Here is a 19,676-nt window from a genome sequence, read left to right on the forward strand (position 1 = left end):
GCTATGCGCGTTACTTCTTCAGGGTGGCGAACTGCGCGAGGGTGACCTGGTCGGGCCGGCCCTGGTAGCGGATGTCGCCCTTCATGGCCCACACCGACAGCTCGAAGTGCACCGGCAACATCGCGTAGTCGTCCATGGCGATGTTGCTGGCGCGCGCAAGCAGGTCGGCGCGCTTGGCATCATCCATGGTGGACGAGGCTTCCTTCACCAGCTCATCCATCTTGGGGTTGGAGTAGCGGCTGCGGTTGGTGGTGCCCAGACCCGCTTCCGGATTGCGCGTCACCAACAGCGCGGTCAGCGCATTGGACATCTCGCCGCTGGTCACCGACCAGCCCGCCAGATAGGCCGAGAACGCGTAGGAATCGCGGTTCTTGAAGAACACCGGCGGCGCCATCGCGTCCACGCTGGTCTTCACGCCGATGCGCGTCCACATGGACGCGATCGCCTGCGCCACCTTGGAGTCGTTCACGTAGCGGCCCGAGGGCGAGCCCAGCGTGATCGAGAAGCCGTTGGGATAGCCGGCTTCCTTGAGCAGCGCCTTGGCCTTTTCCACATCGGCCTTGGGCGCCTTGGAATGCTCTTTGCTCGACCCGGACATGGGGTAGGGCAGCAGGTTGCCGGCGGGCAGCGCCACGCCGCCCATCACGCGCTCGACCAGCGCGTCGCGGTTGATCGCCAGCGACAGCGCCTCGCGCACGCGCTTGTCCTTCATCGGGTTCTTGTCCGTGCCCTGCACGCCGGGCGAGGGCTCGGCGTATTGGTCCAGCGCCACGTACACCACGCGCACCGAGGGGGTTTCCTCGACGTAGAGCTTCTTGTCGCCCTTGAGCTTGGGCAGGTCGTCGGTGGGGGGATCCTCGATCATGTCCACGTCGCCGGCCAGCAGCGCGGCCACGCGCGCGGCGGGATTGCTGATCGGGCGGTAGATCACCTTGTCCCACTCGGGCTTCTTGCCCCAGTAGCTGTCATTGCGCGCCAGCACGAACTCGGCGCCGCGCTTCCAGGACACGAACTTGTAGGGGCCAGTGCCCACCAGGCCGTCGCCGCTGTTCAATTCCGTGGTGGTCTTGCCCTCGGCGGCCGGCCCGGAGGCGGCCTTCTTCGACATGATGGGCAGCTGCGCCAGGTTCACCAGCAGGTTCGGCGCCACGTCCTTGGTGGTGATGCGCAGCGTCATCGGATCGACGGCCTCGGTCTTGGCGACCGAACCCAGGTACAGCGTGAAGGGCGAGGGGCTGTTCGGCACCTTGGGCACGCGGTCATAGGTGAAGACCACGTCCTCGGCGGTGAAGGGCGTACCGTCCGAGAACTTCACGCCGGGACGCAGCTTGAAGGTCCAGACCTTGCCATCCACGGTCCAGGACTCGGCCAGCGCCGGCACCGGCTTCAACTGCGCGTCGGTGGCGACCAGCGTGTCGAAGATGGTCTGGGAGATCTGCGTGTTCGGCGTCAGCGCGTGGTATTGCGGATCCATCGAAGACGGCTCGGTCTTGAGCGCGATCACCAGATCGCGCGCCATGGCCGCGCTATAGGCGCCGAATGCCAACACCACCGCGGCACTGCCGCAGGCCAATACACGCGAAAACCGAGATGCCATCGTGATCTCCCAGGATTGTTTCGGGTTTTGAACCTCTAGCCGGGCACATTAACCAGCAACCAAGCGCTCGCGCAACAGTTATATTCCCTTATTGTTATCGCCTCGCACTATTGATTTCGCCATGTCAGTCCACGCCCCCATCGCCGCCATCGCCACCGCACCAGGAAGGGGTGGCATCGGCGTCGTGCGCGTTTCCGGTGCGGATCTGTCCGGATTGGTGCGCAAATTGTTCCAGCGCGACCTCACGCCGCGCCACGCGCACTACCTGCCGTTCAAATCGATGGACGGCGAGCTGCTCGACGAAGGCATCGCGCTGTACTTCCGCGCCCCGCATTCCTATACCGGCGAGGACGTGCTGGAGCTGCAGGGCCACGGCGGTCCCGCCGTGCTGCGCCGCGTGCTCGACAGCTGCCTGGCCGCCGGCCGCGACCAGGGCCTGCGCCTGGCCGAGCCCGGCGAGTTCACCCGCCGCGCCTTCCTCAACGACCGCATGGACCTGGCCCAGGCCGAGGCCGTGGCCGACCTGATCGACGCGTCCTCGGTGGCCGCCGCGCGCGGCGCCATGGCCTCGCTGTCGGGCGAATTCTCGGCCCGCGTCAACGACCTGTCCGACCGCATCATCCACCTGCGCATGCTGGTCGAGGCCACGCTGGATTTCCCCGAAGAGGAAATCGACTTCCTTGAAAAATACCAGGCCCGCCCGACGTTGGACGCGCTGGCCGCCGACCTCGGCCGCCTGATCGCCCAGGCCCGCCAGGGCGTGATCCTGCGCGAAGGCCTGCACGTGGTGCTGGCCGGCCAGCCCAACGTCGGCAAGTCCAGCCTGCTCAACGCGCTGGCCGGCGACGACATCGCCATCGTCACGCCCATCGCCGGCACCACGCGCGACAAGGTGGTGCAGGAAATCCATATCGACGGCGTGCCGCTGCACATCGTCGACACCGCCGGCCTGCGCGAAACCGAGGACACGGTGGAAAGCATCGGCATCGCCCGCAGCTGGCAGGAAATCGAACGCGCCGACCTCATCCTGCACCTGCAGGACGCCACCCAGCCCGGCGACGAACTCGACGCCCAGATCACCGCCCGCCTGCCGCCGCGCACGCCGATGCTGAAGGTGTTCAACAAGGTGGATCTGTTATCCACAGCTTTTTCCGCCGGGCCGGGCGAGCTGGGCATCTCGGCCAAGCGCGGACTGGGGCTGGACGCGCTGCGCGCGGAGCTGCTGAAGATCGCGGGGTGGAATCCGGGCGCGGAGTCGCCGTGGCTAGCGCGCGAGCGGCATCTGCATGCGTTGCAGGCGGCGGCCGAGCATTTGGAACTGGCCGGGGAGCATGCGGAGCAGGATGACCGGGTACTGGATCTGTTCGCCGAGGAACTGCGGCTGGCGCATGACAGCTTGTCGGGGATCACGGGGAAGTTCACCAGCGATGATTTGCTGGGGGAGATTTTTTCCAGTTTTTGTATTGGGAAGTGAAACTGCTGCTGAAGCAGGCGGATCACTGTCGAACGCGCTTGGTCGAAGTGATAGGGACGGGTAGAGGAAAACCAATGACCCAACCAGACTTGAGCCTGCAACTGAACAGCCTGATCGCCACCTGGGAGAACGAGGTGGCGGAGTTCAAGCAAGCAGGTAGCGACTACAGTACCGACGATATCGGCAAGTACTTCTCCGCGCTGGCAAACGAAGCCAACCTGCGCGGAACCGATGGCGGCTGGCTGGTGTTCGGTGTGAACAACAAAAGCCGTCGCGTGGTCGGCACGGACTATCGCCCGCAACCCGAACGCCTCCACTCGTTGAAGATGCAGATTGCGGAAAATGCAGAACCTCGCATCACCTTCCGTGAAATCCATGAACTGCAACACTGCGATGGCCGCGTGCTGATGTTCGAGATTCCTGCTGCGCCGCAGGGCATCCCGATTGCCTGGAAAGGCCACTACTATGCCCGCGCTGGCGAAAGCCTGACGTCACTGGGCTTGGACAAGCTGGATGATATTCGCCACCAGACACTTGCTCAAGATTGGACGGCGCAGGTGGTTCCTGGCGCCACGCTGGATGATCTGGATGAGGCCGCGGTAAGAAAAGCGCGGGAGTCCTTCGCACAGAAGTACGCCAACCGTTTCCAATCTGGTGAGGTGGCGAGTTGGCCACTGGCATCATTCCTTGATCGCGCGCGCGTCACGCAAAGTGGCCAAATCACTCGTGCCGCACTGCTGTTGCTCGGCAAGGCTGAATCGTCCTACCGCCTGTCTCCCTACCCCGCACAACTGACCTGGAAACTGGAAGGCCAGGAACGGGCCTATGAGCACTTCGGGCCGCCTTTTTTGTTGAGCACGACGCAACTCTACCAGCGCATTCGCAACATCCAGCTTCGACTGCTGCCCCAAGATGAACTGTTGCCTATCGAGGTATCCAAGTACGACCAGAAGATCGTATTGGAGGCCCTGCACAACTGCCTTGCACATCAGGACTACACCCGCAATGGTCGCGTGGTGGTGACGGAATTGCCGGACAGACTGGTATTCGAGAATGAAGGCAACTTCTTCGAAGGACAACCCGACGAGTACATCCAGGGTGACAAGACGCCACGCCGATACCGTAATCCGGCGTTGGCCCAGGCAATGGTCGAGCTGAACATGATCGACACCATGGGCTATGGCATCCACTCCATCTATACAGGGCAGGCAAGACGCTACTTTCCATTGCCAGACTACGACCTGAGCGATCCCGGCGCAGTCAGGCTGACGATCTATGGCGGCGTGGTGGACCCGGCTTACAGTCGATTGCTGATCCAGAACACCGATCTGCCGCTGGCGGATGTGCTGGCACTTGATCGTGTGCAGAAGAAGTTGCCTATCCCTGACGAAGCCGCCACGCGCTTGCGGCGCAGCAAGCTGATCGAAGGGCGCAAACCCAACTTCCACGTATCAGCCTCCGTAGCCGAGGCGACGGCGAACAAGGCCGATTACATCCGCACCCGGGCGCAAGACGACGAGTTCTACGTCAAACTGCTGACCGATTATCTGGAGAAGTTTGGTCAGGCGACCCGTGCCGAGATCAACAAACTCCTGATGAACAAGTTAAGCGATGCTCTTGACGACAAGCAGAAGTACAACAAGATCAGTAACCTGCTGACCAGACAGCGCCGCCATGGAGTGATCGTCAACACCGGATCGGACACGGCGCCGTGCTGGCGACTGACAGAGACAAGAGCAAAGAAAAATTAGAGAGCCGCAGAGAGACGTTCTCTCAATACCATATAAATCAATAGCTTATCTCTCTGCAAAGCACCAGAGTCTAAGTCTTTGCAGAGAGCGCCAAGAAAAGGACACGAAAAATCCGCACCCGATTCAAGCTGTCCCCGATACGCTGGTTGTCCACCGACTTTTCACAAGCATGACCCCCCGCATCGCCATCATCGGCGCCGGCACCGCCGGCCTGGCCTGTGCCATCGCGCTGGCGCGCGAAGGCGCCGAGGTCGACGTCTTCGAACGCCACCCCACGCTGGCCCCCGTGGGGGCCGGCATGCTGATCCAGCCGGGCGGATTGCTGGCCCTGCGCGAGCTGGGCGCCCTCGATGCCTTCGCCCAAGCCAGCGTGCCCATCCACCGCCTGGAGGGCCGCAGCCACCGTTCCTGGCTGCTGGTCGACATCCCCTATGCGCAAGACCTGCCGGCGCGCGCCGTGACGCGGCCCGCGATGACGCGGGTGTTGCAGCAGCGCGCGGGCGAGCTGGGCGTGCGCCTGCTTCTGGACGCGCCGATCGCCGCGCTGGAGCCCTCCCGCGATCGCGTGCTGCTGCGCTGGGGCGAACATGAGCAGGTTTATGAAGGCGCGGTGATCGCCAGCGGCTCGGGCTCCGACCTGGCGCAGCAATGCGGCCTGTCGGCGCCGACCTCGCCCTATGCCTGGGGCGCCCTGAACGGCATGATCAGCGTGGCGGACTGGCAATGGCCGACCATCCTGCATCAGCGCATGCACGGTCCGCGCAAGCTGTTCGGGCTGATGCCGTGCAGCTACACCGGCGCGCAACTGGACATCGCGATGTTCTGGAGCCTGCCCGTCGCCCGCCATGCGCAATGGCAGGCATCGGACCTGGAAGCGTGGAAGGCCGAGCTGGTCCGCTTTTGGCCGCAAAGCCGTCCCGTGGTGGACCAGATCCGCGATCACTCGCAGTTCAGCTTCGCCACCTATCGTCACGCCTGGCCCAAGCGGCTGGCGCAGGGCCGCATCTGCCTGGTGGGCGATGCCGCCCACGCCATGAGCCCGCAGCTGGGCCTGGGATCGACACTGGCCATGGGCGACGCGCTGGCCCTGGCGCGCGGGCTGCGCCGCACGGGTGACATCGAAGCGGGGTTCCTGGCTTACGCGCGGGAACGGCGCAGGCGGGTGCAGGCCTTCCAGCTGCTGTCGCGCGCGCTCACGCCCTGTTTCCAGGCGGACCTGCCGGCATGGTGGCGCGATCTGGCGTTCGGGCTGAGCGTGCGGATTCCGGGATTCAAGCGCTTGATGCGGGCCAGCGTCGGCGGCTGAGGGTTCCAGCTCGCAGCGGTTTCCTGTTGCGTGACGCGCATGGTCAGCAGGTTCCCTGAATTCGATCTGCCGCGCAGCTGAGCGGCGAGTGTTCAAGCGACCTGCGGCTTATCCACAGATGCCGCTTATCCACAGCCCGTCGCTTATCCACAGGCGCTTGCGCATAGTCCTCGCCGCCGACGCGAACGGTCGGCGCTCACGACCCGTTCATCGCCCGCCGGCTTGCGGTGGCCTCATGCGCCGACCGGCCGGCGCGCCACGGACCCGCTCAGTCGTGTCCGCCCAGCAGCGCGAAATACTGCTGCTCCGCGTTGACGATGAACGCCAGCATGGCCGTCTTGATCTTGCGCGGATCGCGTTCCAGGAAACCTTCGAGCAGCGCACGCATGCCGTCGACCACGATCTTCTGCGTGCCCGGGTCGCTCAGCGTGCCCAGCCGCACCTGCTGCGCGTGGTCGGTGAAGCGGCGGATGGTGTCCTGCAGGCGCGCGTTCTGCACGGCGCCCAGCCAGACGTCGCGGAACTCCATGTTGGCCTCGATCATCAGGGCCGCGTCGCGCTTGTCGTGGGCCTTGACGGCCTTCTGGAAGGCGCGCTTGAGCGCGGCGTCCTGGCGGTCGTCCAGGATGGCGACGGCGCCCGCGGCCGCGCTGGGCTCGAGCAGGCGGCGCACTTCGAAGATCTCGTGGATGTCGTCGTTGGTCAGCGTGGGCGTGACGAAGCCGCGCGTGGTGCCGATCAGGTAGCCCTCGCTCACCAGCCGCAGCAGGGCCTGGCGCACGGGCATGCGGGTACAGTCGAACTCCTCGGCCACTTCGTAGTCCAGCACGCGGTCGTTCGGGCCGATCTCGCCGCGCTGCAGGCGCGAACGGATTTCCGCGTACACCGATTCGCTCAGCGTGGTCTGCTTTAGCGCGGTGCGGCGAGGCAATTTGACAAGCTTGGCACTGTCTTGGGCCATCGTGAACTCCCGGTGGAACATGAATTCAGAATTCAAACGAGCCGGGGAATTATACGGTGGCGTGCAGGCTGCCGAAATTGCCATGGTGATAGACCAGGCTGGGTTGCAGCGCCGCGCCTTCGGCGGGCGTGACGCGCTCGACCGCGCCGATCACGATCAGGTGGCTGGCATGTTCGATCAGCTGGAACACGCGACACGAGAACGAGACCAGCGCGTCATTGAGCACGGGCGTCTGGCCATCGGGCCGCGACCATGCGCCCAGCGCGAAGCGCGCCTCCTGGTCCAGGCCCAGCATGCCGCCGAAGGCGCGCGCCAGCCGCTCATGGCCGGCGCCCAGCACGTTGACGGAAAAGGCCATGCCGGGCGCGATGACGCGGCCCAGCGAAGTATCGCGGTTGACGCAGGCCAGCAGCGCGGCCGGCTCGGCGCTGAGCGAGCAGACGGCAGTCGCCGCCAGGCCGATGGGCGCGCCATCGGCGCCGCTGGCGGCCAGCACGGTGACGGCGCCGGCCAGGTGGCGCATGCCGGCACGGAACGCCTCGGAGGAAATGCCGGCGGCCGGCGCGCGGGGCAGGGCGGGAGCGCTCATGACGAACCTCACTCGACGCGCAGGCCGGCGTCGCGCAGCAGGGGCAGAACCCGTTCGCAGAAGTAGGGCAGCTCCTGCACGTAGTTGACGAAGGTGAGCGCCGCGCCGCCGAAGCCCGCTTCGTGCATGCGCGCCAGCTCGGCCGCGATCTGCTCGGGCGTGCCGACCAGCGGATAACTGCCGGTGCCGGCGGCGAAGCGCTGCCGGTACTGCTGGTAGGCCTGCGCGTCGTGGCTGTTGGAAAACCCCTGCTTCTGCTTCATGTGATAGTCCACCGCCGCCGTGTCCTCGTGCACGCGCGAGTAATGCTCGTAGTAGTCGCGCGCTTCCTGCTCGGTCTCGCGGCAGACCACGTGCGCGACCGTGTACACGCCGACGTCGCGCCCGGTCTTGAGCGCGCGGGCGCGCACATCGGCGATGTGCTGGCGGCCGCCTTCGATGTCGGTGAAGGTGGTGAAGAGATAGTCGCAATGCTGCGCGGCGAAGTCGCGGCCGGGTCCGCCGAAGGCGGCGTTCATGGTGACCGGGCGCGGCGATTGCAACGCGGCGGGCTTGGAGACCGCCTGCTTGAGCTGGTAGTAGCGGCCGTCGAAATCCAGCGGTCCCGTCGCGCTGTAGAGGCGCTCTAGGATCTCGGCCCACTCGCCGGCCTGCACGTAAGGCGTGTCGGTAAGCGTCTGGCCGAACATCGCGAACTCGTCGGGGTTCCAGCCGCAGACGATGTTCAGGCCGGCGCGCCCGTGGCTGATGTGATCGACCGTGGCCAGCGCCTTGGCCGCGTACAGCGGATGCACCAGCGGCACATGCACGGTCATGAATAGTGCGATGCGCTGCGTGACGGCGGCCAACGCGGCGGCGAAGGTGAAGGTCTCGAACGACCATTCGCGCGCCTGTGTCGTGCCGCCGAAGCCCTTCCAACGCGCGATGGGCAGGAAGAAGTCCATGCCGCCGCGATCGGCGATGACGGCGGCCTGCTGCACCTCGTCCCAGCGCGCGGCCCAGCGTTCCGGCACGGTGGTGAAGCTCAGGCCGCCATCAGCGTTGGCCGAGAACACGCCCAGCTTGAATGGATTCGGGCCGCGCATGGGGTTGGGCAGCAGGGCAGGGCTCGCATGCGCGCGCGCGGCCGGGTCTGGGGTCTGGGTCTGGATCATGGACGCTCCGTAGCGGAAAGAGAGGCGGAGGAAGCATGCATCGGCGCGCTGCGCGTTGTCATCGGGTAGTGGACGTTGCCGCCGTGGAAAATGGGCGAGGCTTCGAAATCGCGGCGCATCTCCATGCGCACGTCAGAGCGCAGGGCCGCGTCCAGCGCGAACGCATCGTCGAACACGACCTTGTTGCGCTGGACTGCATCCTCGCGCGGCCACCGCAGCCCGCCGCGCCAGTCCAGCCGCGTGCAGACCTCCAGTGCGCGCAGTCCCGGCAGGCGCAACATCAGCGGCACGTGCCGATCCAGGTAATGACCCAGCCAGGCATCGTGATCCTGGGCATGCCCGTGATAGGCGACCAGATAGGTGCAGCCGCCCGGCGCCGCGGCATAGCGGCGCGACATCATGGCCTGGTGGCTGATGTCCGCCTGCCCGAGCCAGGGGTCGACACGCGGGTCCAGCCAGCGCGCCAGCGCGCCCCGGGCCGTCGCCGCCGCTTCCAGCGCCAACAGATTGTCGAAATGCAGTTCCGCCACCAGCGTGGGCGGCGCTTCCGTTTCCAGGCAGGGATCGGACGCGCTGGCCGGCTCGTGCAACAGCGCCTCGCGCAATCCCGGAATGGCCGAAGCGCTCGCGGCCAGCCGGCGCACCAACGCATCACCGGCCAGCCGGCCGGCCCTGCATGTGAGGAACATCACGACGTCCATGCCCGCTCCTTTCTCCGCCTGGCGCGCCGTTCATCGCTTTGCGCGACGACATGCCAAATAAAAGAATTCTGAATTCAATTTATAGAGCTGATGCCGGATTGTCGATCAGCGTATCGGCGCACACCATGCTCGCTATCCCTGAGATCCTGACCCCGAATACGCGGCGAAATGCTCGTTTACCCGAGCTATTAAGCAAATGGGCCAGGACAGGTTTGACTTTTGCGCCAGCCATTCCTATTCTGAAAAAACATTCTGAATCCTGAATTCAAAACAAATAAACTGCGCCACAACTCGCTTCGAGCCGCGCGGAACAGGAGCGCCTTCCATGCTGTTTCCTTCCCTCAAGCCGATCCTGGCGGGCAACACCGCCATCGACCTGGTCTGGCTGGCCCTGGGCAGCGCGCCCATGGCGGAGTTCGCCGCGCATGCGCGCCCGGCCGCCATCGTGCTGGACCTGCAGCACGGCCTGTGGGAGCGCGGCACGGTCGAGGCCGCCATCGCCTCGACCGGCCAGCGCGTACCCGTCATCGCCCGCTGCGCCGACAACACCCACGCCGCCATCGCGCAAGCGCTGGACGCCGGCGCGGCCTCGGTGCTGGTGCCGCTGATCGAAACCGTCGACGACGCGCGGCGCGCGCTGGACGCCAGCCGCTACCCGCCGCGCGGCAGCCGCTCGGCCGGCGGCGTACGGCCGCTGCTGGGCGGCGTCGCCGCCATGCTGGAAGCCGACACGCAGGTCTCGGTCGGCCTGATGATCGAGACCGTGGCCGGCGTGGAAAACGCGCAGGCCATCGCGGCGCTGCCCGGGATCGACTATCTGTTCATCGGCACTGGCGATCTGTCCCTGTCGCGCGGCTCCTCCGATCCCGACGTGATCGGGCACGATTGCGCGCAGGTCTTGGCCGCCGCCCGCGCGCACGGCCTGCCTTGCGGCATCTACACCGGCAGCGCCGAGGCGGCGCGCCAGGCTCACGGCCAGGGCTACCGGATGGCGGTGGCGGCCAGCGACATCGACTTGCTCAAGCAGGGCCTGCAGTCGGCCCTGGCGGCCGCGGCGCCCGCCTAGCGCATCCCCGGCCGCGCCGCCAATTCCAGACGTCCCACTCCCGTCAGCGAGACGACCATGCGCAACAGCCTTTCCGATGCAGCCGATACGCCCGACGCCGACCGCAAGCTGTTCCGCAAGGCGGCCTGGCGCCTGATGCCCTTCCTGTTCGTGTGCTACCTGTTCGCGCAGGTGGACCGCATGAACATCGCCTTCGCCAAGCTCGACATGCTGGACGACCTGGGCTTCTCGGAAGCCGTCTACGGCCTGGGCGCGGGCGTGTTCTTCATCGGCTACGTGCTGTTCGAAGTGCCCAGCAACATGCTGCTGCGGCGCTACGGCGCGCACCGCTGGCTGGCGCGCATCATGGTGTCCTGGGGATTGGTGTCGGCGGGCATGATGTTCGTGCAAACGCCAATGCAGTTCTACATCATGCGCTTCCTGCTGGGCATGGCCGAGGCGGGGTTCTTTCCCGGCGTCATCTTCTACCTCACTGGCTGGTTCACGCGCGAGCACCGCGGCAGGATGACGGCGGCGTTCATGACCGCCATCGCGGTCGCCGGCGTCGTGGTCGGGCCGGTTTCCGGCGCGGTGCTGCATCATTTCCACGAACTGGGCGGCTATGCCGGCTGGCAATGGCTGTTCCTGATCGAAGGCGTGCCCTCGGTGCTGCTGGGCCTGGCCACGCTGTACTGTCTGCCGGTCTCGCCGGAACGGGCCCGCTGGCTGACGCCGCAAGAAGCCGGCAGGTTGAACGCGCTGCTGCAGGCAGAACGCGAAGGGGTCGACGACACGCCGGTGCGCCAGGCACTACGCGGCGCGCGCCTCTGGATCCTGTCGGGCATCTATGCCTGCTACGGCATGTCCTTCTTCGGCTTCGTGTTCTGGCTGCCCACCATCATCAAGTCCTCCGGCGTCGCGGATCCGCTGTCCATCGGCCTGATCTCGGCCATTCCCTGGGGCGTGGCCATTGTCGCGATGTGGGGCGTCGGCGCCTATGTCGACCGCCGCCAGAACACGCGGCCGGTGCTAATGGCGCTGTCCGTGGCCGCGGCGGCGGGCTGGGCTGCCAGCCCCTGGGTGGCCGACAGCGTGAGCGCGTCGATGGCCGTGCTGAGCATCGCGATGTTCGGACTGATGGCCTCGCTGCCCGTGTTCTGGAACCTGCCCACCGCCGCCTACCAGGGCGCTTCCGCCGCGGTCGTCATCGCGGTCATCACGTCCGTCGGCAACGCGCCCGGACTGGTGTCGCCCTACATCGTCGGCTGGATCAAGACGCTGACGTCGCGCCTGGACGTAGCCATGTACATGTTCGCCGCCGCCTCGCTGCTGGCCGTCGCGCTGCTCGCCTGCCTGAGCGAACGGCCCGCCCCCCGACGCTGAATATCACGCACCGCCAGGAGACGCCGCATGCCCGCCCTCGATATCCTGTCCGAACTGCGCCGCGTGCTCGGCGGCGATGCCGTCCTGCCGCGCGCGCAGATCCAGCAACACCGCCATGCCGACTGGAGCGGCCTGCCGGCGCAGGCGCCGCTGGCGCTGCTGCGGCCGCGCGATACCCCGCAGGTATCGGCCGCGCTGGCCATCTGCAACAGACACGGCCAGCCCGTAGTGACGCAGGGCGGGTTGACGGGCCTTGCGGGCGGCGCCTGCACCACGGCCGGCGACATCGCGCTGAGCCTGGCGCGCATGGACGCCATCGAGGAAATCGACCCGCTGTCGGCCACCATGACGGTGCAGGCCGGCGCGCCGCTGGAAACCGTGCAGCAGGCGGCGGCGCGTGCGGGCCTGCTGTTTCCGCTGGACCTGGGCGCGCGCGGCAGTTGCACGCTGGGCGGCAATCTCGCGACCAACGCCGGCGGCAACCGCGTGATCCGCTATGGCATGGCGCGCGACCAGGTATTGGGGTTGGAAGCGGTGCTGGCCGACGGCAGCGTGCTGGATGGCACGCGCAAGATGGTGAAGGACAACACCGGCTACGACCTTCGCCACCTTATGATCGGCAGCGAAGGCACGCTGGGCGTCATCACGCGCGCGGTGCTGCGCCTGCGGCCCAGGCCGCAGGCGGTGGCGACTGCATATTGCGGCCTGTCCGGCTACGACGCCGTGACCCGGCTGCTGGCCGAGGCGCAGCGCCGGCTGCCCGCCGGCGTCTCGGCCTTCGAAGTGATGTGGCCGAGCTACCTGGACTACATGCTGGCGCAGGTGCCGGCGCTGCGCGCGCCGCTGTCCAGCCGGCACGCGTTCTATGTGCTGCTGGAATCCGAAGGCGCCGATAGCGACGGCCACCAGGCCGCATTCGAGCAGTTCATGGGCGCCATGCTGGACGCCGGCGTAATTGAGAACGCCGCCATCGCGCAGTCCACGTCCGACGCGACGGCATTCTGGCGCGTGCGCGACGCCACCGCCGAATTCCGGATGCTGCTGCCGGACCTGGTCGCGTTCGACGTCAGCTTCGCGATCGCCGACATCGGCCTCGCCGCGCAGCGCTGCGACGCGGCGCTGCGCCAGGCCTGGCCCGCCAGCACAGTGCTGGCCTACGGCCACCTGGGCGACGGCAACCTGCACCTGATCGTGCAGGTGCCAGACGAACAGGGCATCGGCCAGGCCGCGCTGGCCGATGCCGTCGAGGCCATGGTCTACGGCATCGTGCGCGAGCATCGCGGCTCAGTGTCGGCCGAACACGGCATCGGCGCCAAGAAGCGCGACGTCCTCGGCCATACCCGCAGCCCGGCCGAGTTGGCCGCCATGCGGGCCATCAAGGCCGCGCTGGATCCTCGCGGCATCCTCAACCCCGGCAAGCTGCTGCCCGCGACGCCGCCGCTCGCCCAACACTAGGAGCATCGACATGCTGAAGACCCTGGCGCAAGCCCTGCAAAGCGGTTCCGTGCGCGTGGTGGACCTGAGCCAGACGCTGCACGCGCGCACGCCCATCATCCCGCTGCCGCCGCAATACGGACAGAGCGCGCCGTTCCGCCTGGACGAGATCTCGAACTTCGACGAGCGCGGGCCGGCCTGGTACTGGAACAACATCTCCTGCGGCGAACACACGGGCACGCACTTCGACGCGCCGATCCACTGGATCACCGGCAAGGACTACCCGAACAACACTACCGAAACGATAGACGTGCAGAAGCTGGTGGCGCCGGCCTGCGTCATCGACGTGTCGGCCGAGGCGCGCGACAACCCTGACTACCTGCTCACCATCGAGCGCGTCGAGCAATGGGAAGCCGAGCACGGCCGCATCGCGCCGGGCAGCTGGGTGCTGATGCGCACGGACTGGTCGCAGCGCGACGATCCCGCCGCCTTTCTCAACCTGCGCGACGACGGCGCACACACGCCGGGCGGCCATCCCGATCTGCCGGCCTTCCTGGCGCGCGAGCGCGACGTGGTGGGCTGGGGCACCGAAGGCGTGGGCACCGACGCCGGCCAGGCCCATGCCTTCACGCAGCCCTTTCCCTGCCACTCGGTGATGCACGGCAACAACCGCTACGGGCTGGCCAGCCTGGTGAACCTGGACCAGCTGCCGCCCACGGGCGCGATCCTGATCACGCCCCCCTTGAAGATCCGGCGCGGTTCGGGCAGCCCATGCCGGGTGCTGGCGCTGGTCGAGGCGTAGCGCGCTGATTCGGGTTTTTCCCAGGCTCCCGCGCGTCCGAAAACACGCTTGCGAGGTTTGACTTTTGCCCGGGCCAGACCTAATCTTCACGCACAAAATAAAAACTGAATCCAGAATTCATAATCATGGGAGACAAGGCCATGAACCCCACCAGAGCATCGATCCTGACGATGCCCGATTCGCCCATCATCGATGTCTGGCGCCTGGGCCAGGGCCGCGACGACGTCATCGGCCTGTGGGCCGGCGAGAGCGACCTGCCCACGCCCAAGGCCTATAGCGACGCGGCGGCGCAGGCGCTGGCCGCGGGCCATACCTTCTACTCGCAGAACCGCGGCATTCCCGCGCTGCGCGCGGCCATCGCCGGCTACTACGAACGCCTCTGCGGCGTGCGGCTCGATGATGAACGCATCGCCGCCACCTGCGCCGGCATGAACGCCGTGATGCTGGTGGCGCAGGCCATCGTCGAGCCGGGCGACAACGTGGTCTGCGTCACGCCGTCCTGGCCCAATATCCTGCGCGCCATCACCATCACCGGCGGCGAGGCGCGCGAAGTGGCGCTGGACCATGACGACAGCGGCTGGCATCTGGACCTGCAGCGCCTGTTCGACGCCTGCGACGGCCGCACCCGCGCCATCTACTACGCCTCGCCCGGCAACCCCACCGGCTGGATGCTCGAAGACGCGCAGCAGCGCGAGCTGCTGGCCTGGGCGCGCGGGCGCGGCATCGCCATCATCGCCGACGAGGTCTACCAGCGCATCGTCTACGACCGCCCCCACGCGCCGTCCATCCTGGAAATCGCCGCGCCGGACGACCCCGTATTCGTGGTCAACAGCTTCTCCAAGTCCTGGGCCATGACGGGCTGGCGCATGGGCTGGCTGATCTATCCGCGCGGCATGGTCGACACCTTCGAGAAACTGATCCAGTTCAACACCAGCGGCGGCCAGGCCTTCCTGCAGGCCGGCGGCGTGGTCGCGCTAAACGAGGGCGAAGCCTTCGTGCGTTCCTTCGTCGAGCGCTGCCGCGGCGGCCGCGCCATCGTGCTGGACCGGCTGGCGGCGCTGGATCGCGTGCGCATCGTGCCCAACAAGGCGTCCTTCTACGTGATGTTCGACGTGGACGGCATCGACGACTCGCTGGCGTTCTGCAAGCGCGCCGTGCACGAGGCCGGCGTCGGCCTGGCACCCGGCATCGCCTTCGGCGCGGCATCCGCGCGCCAGATCCGCCTGTGCTACGCGCGCAGCGACGCCCAGCTCACCGAGGCCATGGACCGCCTCTCCGCTTTCATCCGCCGCGCGCGCTGAACCGCCGCGGACCGGCCGGCCGCCTCATGCCGCGGCCGGCGCATTGCGCCGTCTTCGCTGTTCCACATACCGACAATCAGGGGAAGGTAGACCATGCAACGCAATCTCCGCGCGGCCGCGACGGCCGCGGGCTTGGCTTTGTGCGCCTGTGCGCAGGCCCAGAGCGCCAGCAACGTGACGCTGTACGGGATCATCGACCAGAGCATCCGCTACACCAATCACGTCGATGACGGCGGCGGCTCCAAGCTGCAGCTCGCCAACGGCGCCATCACCAACAGCCGCTTCGGCCTGAAGGGCGATGAAGACCTGGGCGACGGCAGCCGCGCCGTGTTCCGCCTGGAGAACGGCTTCGATCCGCAGACCGGCATGGCCAACCAGAACGGCCGGCTGTTCGGACGCTACGCCTACGTGGGCCTGTCCAACGACCGCTGGGGCACGCTGACGGCGGGCCGCCAGGGCGCCGAGTCCTTCAACTTCTTCGGCGAGTTCGACCCGCTGACCGTGGGCAACTACATGGGCAATTCCTGGCCCTTCCTGATCACGGTCGGACGCCTGGACAACCTGCTGACCTACGCCGGCAAGTTCGGCGGCCTGAACCTGGGCCTGACCTACGGCTTCGGCAACCAGTTCGGCAGCATGCGGCGCGGCAGCTATTGGGGCGCGCGCGCATCCTACGACGCCGGCCCGCTGAGCTTTGGCGGCACCTACCAGGAAATGCGCGACCCCGACGACCGCGCCCAGCGCATGTGGGGCCTGGGCGCGCGCTACGCGCTGGACGCGGCCAAGCTCTTCGTAGGCTACATGGGCGGACGCGACGCCAGCGGCTTCGTCGACAGCCTGCTGAACGCGCCGACGCGCACCGTCGCGCAGGGCTCGCCCGGCGCCAACCCGCGCAAGGACATGACGCTGTACACCGGCCTGACCTACCAGGCCACGCCGCGCCTGGCGCTGACCGGCGCCTACTACTACAGCGACGCCAAGAACATCAACGGCTTCGAAGGCAACCGCGGCAAGCGCCACGCCGCCGTGCTGCTGGCCGAGTACAGCCTGTCCAAGCGCACCCAGGTGTACGGCACGGTGGACTTCAACCGGACCAGCGGCGGCGCCAACGCCGAGATGCCGGGCAAGAACAACCAGACCGGCCTGGGCGTCGGCCTGCGCCACATTTTCTGACGGCGCGCCGCGCCCGCGACATCCAAGGATCCCCATGAGCACCACACCCCAGGAACACGACAAGGCCGGCTGGCTGCTGTACCACTCGGTCGGCATGTTCCCCGGCCAGCAGGCCGCCATGCGCGCGGCGCTGGAAGGCTTCACGACCAGCTGGTGCAGGCCCGGCCTGCAACGCTGGGACGAGCACCTGGCGGCGCGCCGCCAGGTGCTGGACCTGTATGCGCGCCTGCTGCGCGCGCCGGCCGACGCGGTCTACGCGGCCGAGAACGTGACCCAGGCCTTCGCGCAGTTCGTCGGCGCACTGGGTCGCGCACGGCTGACCGGCAAGCGCGTGCTGATCGCCGCAGACTGCTTCCCCAGCCTGCACTACATGCTGACCGGCCTGGCGCCGCTGCTGGGCTACACGCTGGACACGGTGCCGGTGGACGCGGCCGCCGGCTACGTCACCGACGACGGCTATATCGCGCGCTGGCAGGACGACGTGGCGCTGGCCATCATCACCCTGGTCACCTCGACCGCGTCCAAGCGCGCCGGCCTGCAAAGGCTGGCCGCCCATGGCCGCGCGCAGGGCAGCCTGATCGCGGTGGACATCACCCAGGCCGCCGGCATCGTCGACGTGGACGTCAGCGCCCCCGCCATCGACTTCGCCGCCACCACCACGCTCAAGTGGCTCTGCGGCGCGCCCGGCGCGGGCCTGGCCTACATCAACCCGGCGCTGCTGGACGAGCGCCTGCAGCCGCTGGTGCAGGGCTGGTTCAGCCAGCCCGATCCCTTCAACTGGGACCTGGACAAATACTCGCTGGCCACGCAGGCGCGCCGCTTCGACAACGGCACGCCGTCCTTTCTGCCCTACGTGGCCTCGGCGCCGGGATTGTCTTGGCTGCTGTCGCCGGCCGCGCAGGGCATGCGCGCGCACAACCAGGCGCTATCGCGCAAGCTGATCGCGCTGGCCGATGCCAAGGGCTACCGGCTGCGCTCGCCGCGCGATGCCAGCGAACGCGGCGGAAGCGTCATGGTCGAGCTGCCCGCGCCTATCGACGCGCAGGCGCTGGAAGCGCGCCTCGCAACCGAGGGCGTGCTGGCCGACACGCGCGGCCAGGTGCTGCGCCTGTCGCCGGGCGTGCTGACGCAGGCCGCCGTGATCGACGAACTGGACCGCCTGCTGCCCGCGGCCTGATTGCCGTGGCCTGAAAGCACCCATCGCATCCATCGCACACCGCATATTCACAAACTAGGGGAACGCGGCATGGAATCATCCAACATCACCACGCGCGAGGCCGGCCTGCACAAGGCGCTGACCAAGCGCCAGATCACCATGATCGCCATCGGCGGGGCCATCGGCACCGGGCTCTTCATGGGCAGCGGCATCGCCATCGGCTACGCAGGGCCGGCGGTATTGATCAGCTACGCCATCGCCGCGCTGATCGCGGTCATCATGGTGTTCAGCCTGGCCGAGATGGCGGTGGCGCATCCGTCGGCCGGCTCGTTCGGCACCTACGCCGAGATGTACCTGAACCGCTGGGCCGGCTTCGTGGTGCGCTACACCTACTGGATCATCCAGGTCGTGGCCGTGGGCGGCGAGGCGGTGGCGGTGGGGCTGTACATGACCTACTGGTTCCCCGGCACGCCGGTATGGATGTGGTCGGCGGCGTTCGGGCTGATCCTGATCTACGTGAACTGCAAGTCGGTGGCGAACTTCGGCTCGTTCGAATACTGGTTCGCGCTGATCAAGGTGGCCGCCATCATGGCCTTCATCGTCATCGGGCTGGCGCACGTGTTCGGCATCGGCACTGGCCGGCCGCCGGTCGGCATGCACAACCTGACCGGGCTGGAGGGCGGCTTCATGCCTCACGGCTTCAGCGGCGTATGGATGGGCGTGCTGATGGCGATCTTCTCGTTCTACGGCGTGGAGATCGTGGCCGTGACCTCGGGCGAGGCGGAGAACCCCAAGCAGGCCATCCCGCACGCGCTCAAATCCATGGTGCTGCGGCTGACGCTGTTCTATGTGCTGGCGCTGGGCATCATGGTGGCCTACCTGCCCTGGACCGAGGCCGGCGCGAAGGTGGTGCAGCAAAGCCCCTTCGTGAAGCTGTTCGCGCACGCCGGCATCGCGCAGGCGGCGGGCATCATGAACTTCGTGGTGATCACCGCCGCGCTGTCCAGCATGAACACCAACATCTACCTGTCCTCGCGCATGCTGTTCTCGCTGTCGCGCGGCGGCTATGCGCCGGGCTTCGTCGGCAAGCTCACCGCCAACGGCACACCGCTGCGCGCCACGCTGATCTCCGGCGCGGGCGTGCTGGCCACCACCAGCGTGTCCTTCTTCAGCCCGCATGCCTACAACTACCTGTTCGGCGTGGCGCTGTTCGGCGGCATCTTCGTCTGGATCATGATCCTGGTCACGCACCTGCGCTTCCGTCGCGCCTGGCGCGGCGCCGCGCTGCCGGTGCGCATGCCGCTGTTCCCGATCGCCCAGATCACCGGCATCGCGCTGCTGGTCGGGATCCTGGTCACGATGGGGCTGGACACCGAGTTCTGGAACATCTCGTGGATCATCGGCGTGCCATGGCTGATCGGCGTATCGCTGGCGTATGTGTTCTGGCGCAGGCGGCAGGGACCGGCCGGCGCGCCGGCGGTGGCGCGAGGGTAGGGCGTGACGCTCCCCGGGAGGCGGCGAATCCGTCGCCCCCGGGCCTCGATCCGCGCAGTGCTGGTCTGCCAATAGGGTGGAAAAAGCAGGCTTGCCGTCGCGTTCCATAGGGAAAAACCGCCACTTGCCCACACACTATCCACACCCTGCCCACACCCTGCCAACAGCTTGATCACAGACTAGCCAACAGGCTTATCCACAGGCATCCCGCCCGATTTCCCTGCCGCCGCCGGGTTCCGGATCGATCCGTCCCCGTTCCTCCACAGCCTATTTTTCCTGCGCTCCGGTACAAGCCAGCGCCGCCCCCCGCTCATTAACGTAGCCCCATGGCCGTCCTCGAAGACGGCGCTCGATC

General features: G+C 67.2%; 16 protein-coding genes. 11 read left to right on the forward strand and 5 right to left on the reverse strand.

What is annotated here, in order from left to right; translation table 11 throughout:
* Positions 1-10: 10 nt before the first annotated feature.
* Complete coding sequence (locus tag AC6LJ5_RS00185) at positions 11-1,597, reverse strand: ABC transporter substrate-binding protein (protein ID WP_498139534.1); 1,587 nt, start codon at positions 1,595-1,597, stop codon at positions 11-13.
* Positions 1,598-1,718: 121 nt separating this feature from the next.
* On the opposite strand from AC6LJ5_RS00185, the gene mnmE reads away from it, so the two are divergent.
* The 3 genes from mnmE (at position 1,719) to AC6LJ5_RS00200 (ending at position 6,128) form a co-directional block, all read left to right on the forward strand.
* Positions 1,719-3,071, forward strand: a complete 1,353-nt coding sequence (gene mnmE / locus AC6LJ5_RS00190) for a tRNA uridine-5-carboxymethylaminomethyl(34) synthesis GTPase MnmE (RefSeq protein WP_498139535.1) — start codon at positions 1,719-1,721, stop codon at positions 3,069-3,071.
* Between the two features lie 74 nt (positions 3,072-3,145).
* Positions 3,146-4,822: an RNA-binding domain-containing protein gene (locus AC6LJ5_RS00195; protein WP_498139536.1), complete on the forward strand. Its 1,677-nt coding sequence runs from the start codon at positions 3,146-3,148 to the stop codon at positions 4,820-4,822.
* Between the two features lie 169 nt (positions 4,823-4,991).
* On the forward strand, positions 4,992-6,128 hold the full coding sequence (locus AC6LJ5_RS00200; protein WP_498139537.1) for an FAD-dependent oxidoreductase: 1,137 nt from the start codon (positions 4,992-4,994) through the stop codon (positions 6,126-6,128).
* A 268-nt stretch (positions 6,129-6,396) separates the two neighbouring features.
* Here AC6LJ5_RS00200 and AC6LJ5_RS00205 read toward each other — a convergent pair whose 3' ends face one another.
* The 4 genes from AC6LJ5_RS00205 to AC6LJ5_RS00220 are packed head-to-tail and all read right to left on the reverse strand — an operon-like array spanning position 6,397 to position 9,533.
* Positions 6,397-7,089: a GntR family transcriptional regulator gene (locus AC6LJ5_RS00205; RefSeq protein ID WP_158658313.1), complete on the reverse strand. Its 693-nt coding sequence runs from the start codon at positions 7,087-7,089 to the stop codon at positions 6,397-6,399.
* Positions 7,090-7,138: 49 nt separating this feature from the next.
* A complete protein-coding gene (locus AC6LJ5_RS00210; RefSeq protein ID WP_103271791.1) occupies positions 7,139-7,678 on the reverse strand; it encodes a flavin reductase family protein in 540 nt (179 codons plus the stop codon).
* A gap of 8 nt (positions 7,679-7,686) precedes the next feature.
* Positions 7,687-8,832, reverse strand: a complete 1,146-nt coding sequence (locus AC6LJ5_RS00215; RefSeq protein WP_498139538.1) for an LLM class flavin-dependent oxidoreductase — start codon at positions 8,830-8,832, stop codon at positions 7,687-7,689.
* Entirely contained in the window at positions 8,829-9,533 is a 705-nt protein-coding gene (locus tag AC6LJ5_RS00220; protein ID WP_498139539.1) for an EthD domain-containing protein, read from the reverse strand. Before AC6LJ5_RS00220 ends, AC6LJ5_RS00215 begins: the two co-directional genes overlap by 4 nt.
* A gap of 325 nt (positions 9,534-9,858) precedes the next feature.
* Between AC6LJ5_RS00220 and AC6LJ5_RS00225 the strand changes: the two genes are divergently transcribed.
* The 8 genes from AC6LJ5_RS00225 (at position 9,859) to AC6LJ5_RS00260 (ending at position 19,321) form a co-directional block, all read left to right on the forward strand.
* Positions 9,859-10,599, forward strand: coding sequence for an HpcH/HpaI aldolase family protein (locus tag AC6LJ5_RS00225; RefSeq protein ID WP_498139540.1), 741 nt, complete (start codon positions 9,859-9,861; stop codon positions 10,597-10,599).
* A 57-nt stretch (positions 10,600-10,656) separates the two neighbouring features.
* A complete protein-coding gene (locus AC6LJ5_RS00230) occupies positions 10,657-11,961 on the forward strand; it encodes an MFS transporter (RefSeq protein WP_498139541.1) in 1,305 nt (434 codons plus the stop codon).
* A 27-nt stretch (positions 11,962-11,988) separates the two neighbouring features.
* A complete protein-coding gene (locus AC6LJ5_RS00235; RefSeq protein WP_498139542.1) occupies positions 11,989-13,416 on the forward strand; it encodes an FAD-binding oxidoreductase in 1,428 nt (475 codons plus the stop codon).
* 10 nt (positions 13,417-13,426) lie between these two features.
* The gene (locus AC6LJ5_RS00240) at positions 13,427-14,197 is read left to right on the forward strand and encodes a cyclase family protein (protein ID WP_392411134.1); all 771 of its coding nucleotides are present in this window, start codon (positions 13,427-13,429) and stop codon (positions 14,195-14,197) included.
* Between the two features lie 140 nt (positions 14,198-14,337).
* Complete coding sequence (locus AC6LJ5_RS00245; protein WP_158658311.1) at positions 14,338-15,498, forward strand: pyridoxal phosphate-dependent aminotransferase; 1,161 nt, start codon at positions 14,338-14,340, stop codon at positions 15,496-15,498.
* A 93-nt stretch (positions 15,499-15,591) separates the two neighbouring features.
* The gene (locus tag AC6LJ5_RS00250) at positions 15,592-16,671 is read left to right on the forward strand and encodes a porin (protein ID WP_498139543.1); all 1,080 of its coding nucleotides are present in this window, start codon (positions 15,592-15,594) and stop codon (positions 16,669-16,671) included.
* A gap of 34 nt (positions 16,672-16,705) precedes the next feature.
* A complete protein-coding gene (locus AC6LJ5_RS00255; protein ID WP_498139544.1) occupies positions 16,706-17,848 on the forward strand; it encodes an aminotransferase class V-fold PLP-dependent enzyme in 1,143 nt (380 codons plus the stop codon).
* A 69-nt stretch (positions 17,849-17,917) separates the two neighbouring features.
* A complete protein-coding gene (locus tag AC6LJ5_RS00260; RefSeq protein WP_392411130.1) occupies positions 17,918-19,321 on the forward strand; it encodes an amino acid permease in 1,404 nt (467 codons plus the stop codon).
* Positions 19,322-19,676 lie beyond the last annotated feature (355 nt).

It is taken from the genome of Achromobacter sp. 1011791174, assembly GCF_059760925.1.

Bases quoted from the DNA above. Each gene is read 5' to 3' on its own strand.
- AC6LJ5_RS00215 (WP_498139538.1), bottom strand. From the start codon at position 8,832: ATGATCCAGACCCAGACCCCAGACCCGGCCGCGCGCGCGCATGCGAGC.
- AC6LJ5_RS00210 (WP_103271791.1), bottom strand. From the start codon at position 7,678: ATGAGCGCTCCCGCCCTGCCCCGCGCGCCGGCCGCCGGCATTTCCTCC.
- AC6LJ5_RS00255 (WP_498139544.1), top strand. From the start codon at position 16,706: ATGAGCACCACACCCCAGGAACACGACAAGGCCGGCTGGCTGCTGTAC.
- AC6LJ5_RS00260 (WP_392411130.1), top strand. From the start codon at position 17,918: ATGGAATCATCCAACATCACCACGCGCGAGGCCGGCCTGCACAAGGCG.
- AC6LJ5_RS00200 (WP_498139537.1), top strand. From the start codon at position 4,992: ATGACCCCCCGCATCGCCATCATCGGCGCCGGCACCGCCGGCCTGGCC.
- AC6LJ5_RS00235 (WP_498139542.1), top strand. From the start codon at position 11,989: ATGCCCGCCCTCGATATCCTGTCCGAACTGCGCCGCGTGCTCGGCGGC.
- AC6LJ5_RS00250 (WP_498139543.1), top strand. From the start codon at position 15,592: ATGCAACGCAATCTCCGCGCGGCCGCGACGGCCGCGGGCTTGGCTTTG.
- AC6LJ5_RS00205 (WP_158658313.1), bottom strand. From the start codon at position 7,089: ATGGCCCAAGACAGTGCCAAGCTTGTCAAATTGCCTCGCCGCACCGCG.
- AC6LJ5_RS00245 (WP_158658311.1), top strand. From the start codon at position 14,338: ATGAACCCCACCAGAGCATCGATCCTGACGATGCCCGATTCGCCCATC.
- mnmE (WP_498139535.1), top strand. From the start codon at position 1,719: ATGTCAGTCCACGCCCCCATCGCCGCCATCGCCACCGCACCAGGAAGG.
- AC6LJ5_RS00225 (WP_498139540.1), top strand. From the start codon at position 9,859: ATGCTGTTTCCTTCCCTCAAGCCGATCCTGGCGGGCAACACCGCCATC.
- AC6LJ5_RS00195 (WP_498139536.1), top strand. From the start codon at position 3,146: ATGACCCAACCAGACTTGAGCCTGCAACTGAACAGCCTGATCGCCACC.
- AC6LJ5_RS00240 (WP_392411134.1), top strand. From the start codon at position 13,427: ATGCTGAAGACCCTGGCGCAAGCCCTGCAAAGCGGTTCCGTGCGCGTG.
- AC6LJ5_RS00185 (WP_498139534.1), bottom strand. From the start codon at position 1,597: ATGGCATCTCGGTTTTCGCGTGTATTGGCCTGCGGCAGTGCCGCGGTG.
- AC6LJ5_RS00220 (WP_498139539.1), bottom strand. From the start codon at position 9,533: ATGGACGTCGTGATGTTCCTCACATGCAGGGCCGGCCGGCTGGCCGGT.
- AC6LJ5_RS00230 (WP_498139541.1), top strand. From the start codon at position 10,657: ATGCGCAACAGCCTTTCCGATGCAGCCGATACGCCCGACGCCGACCGC.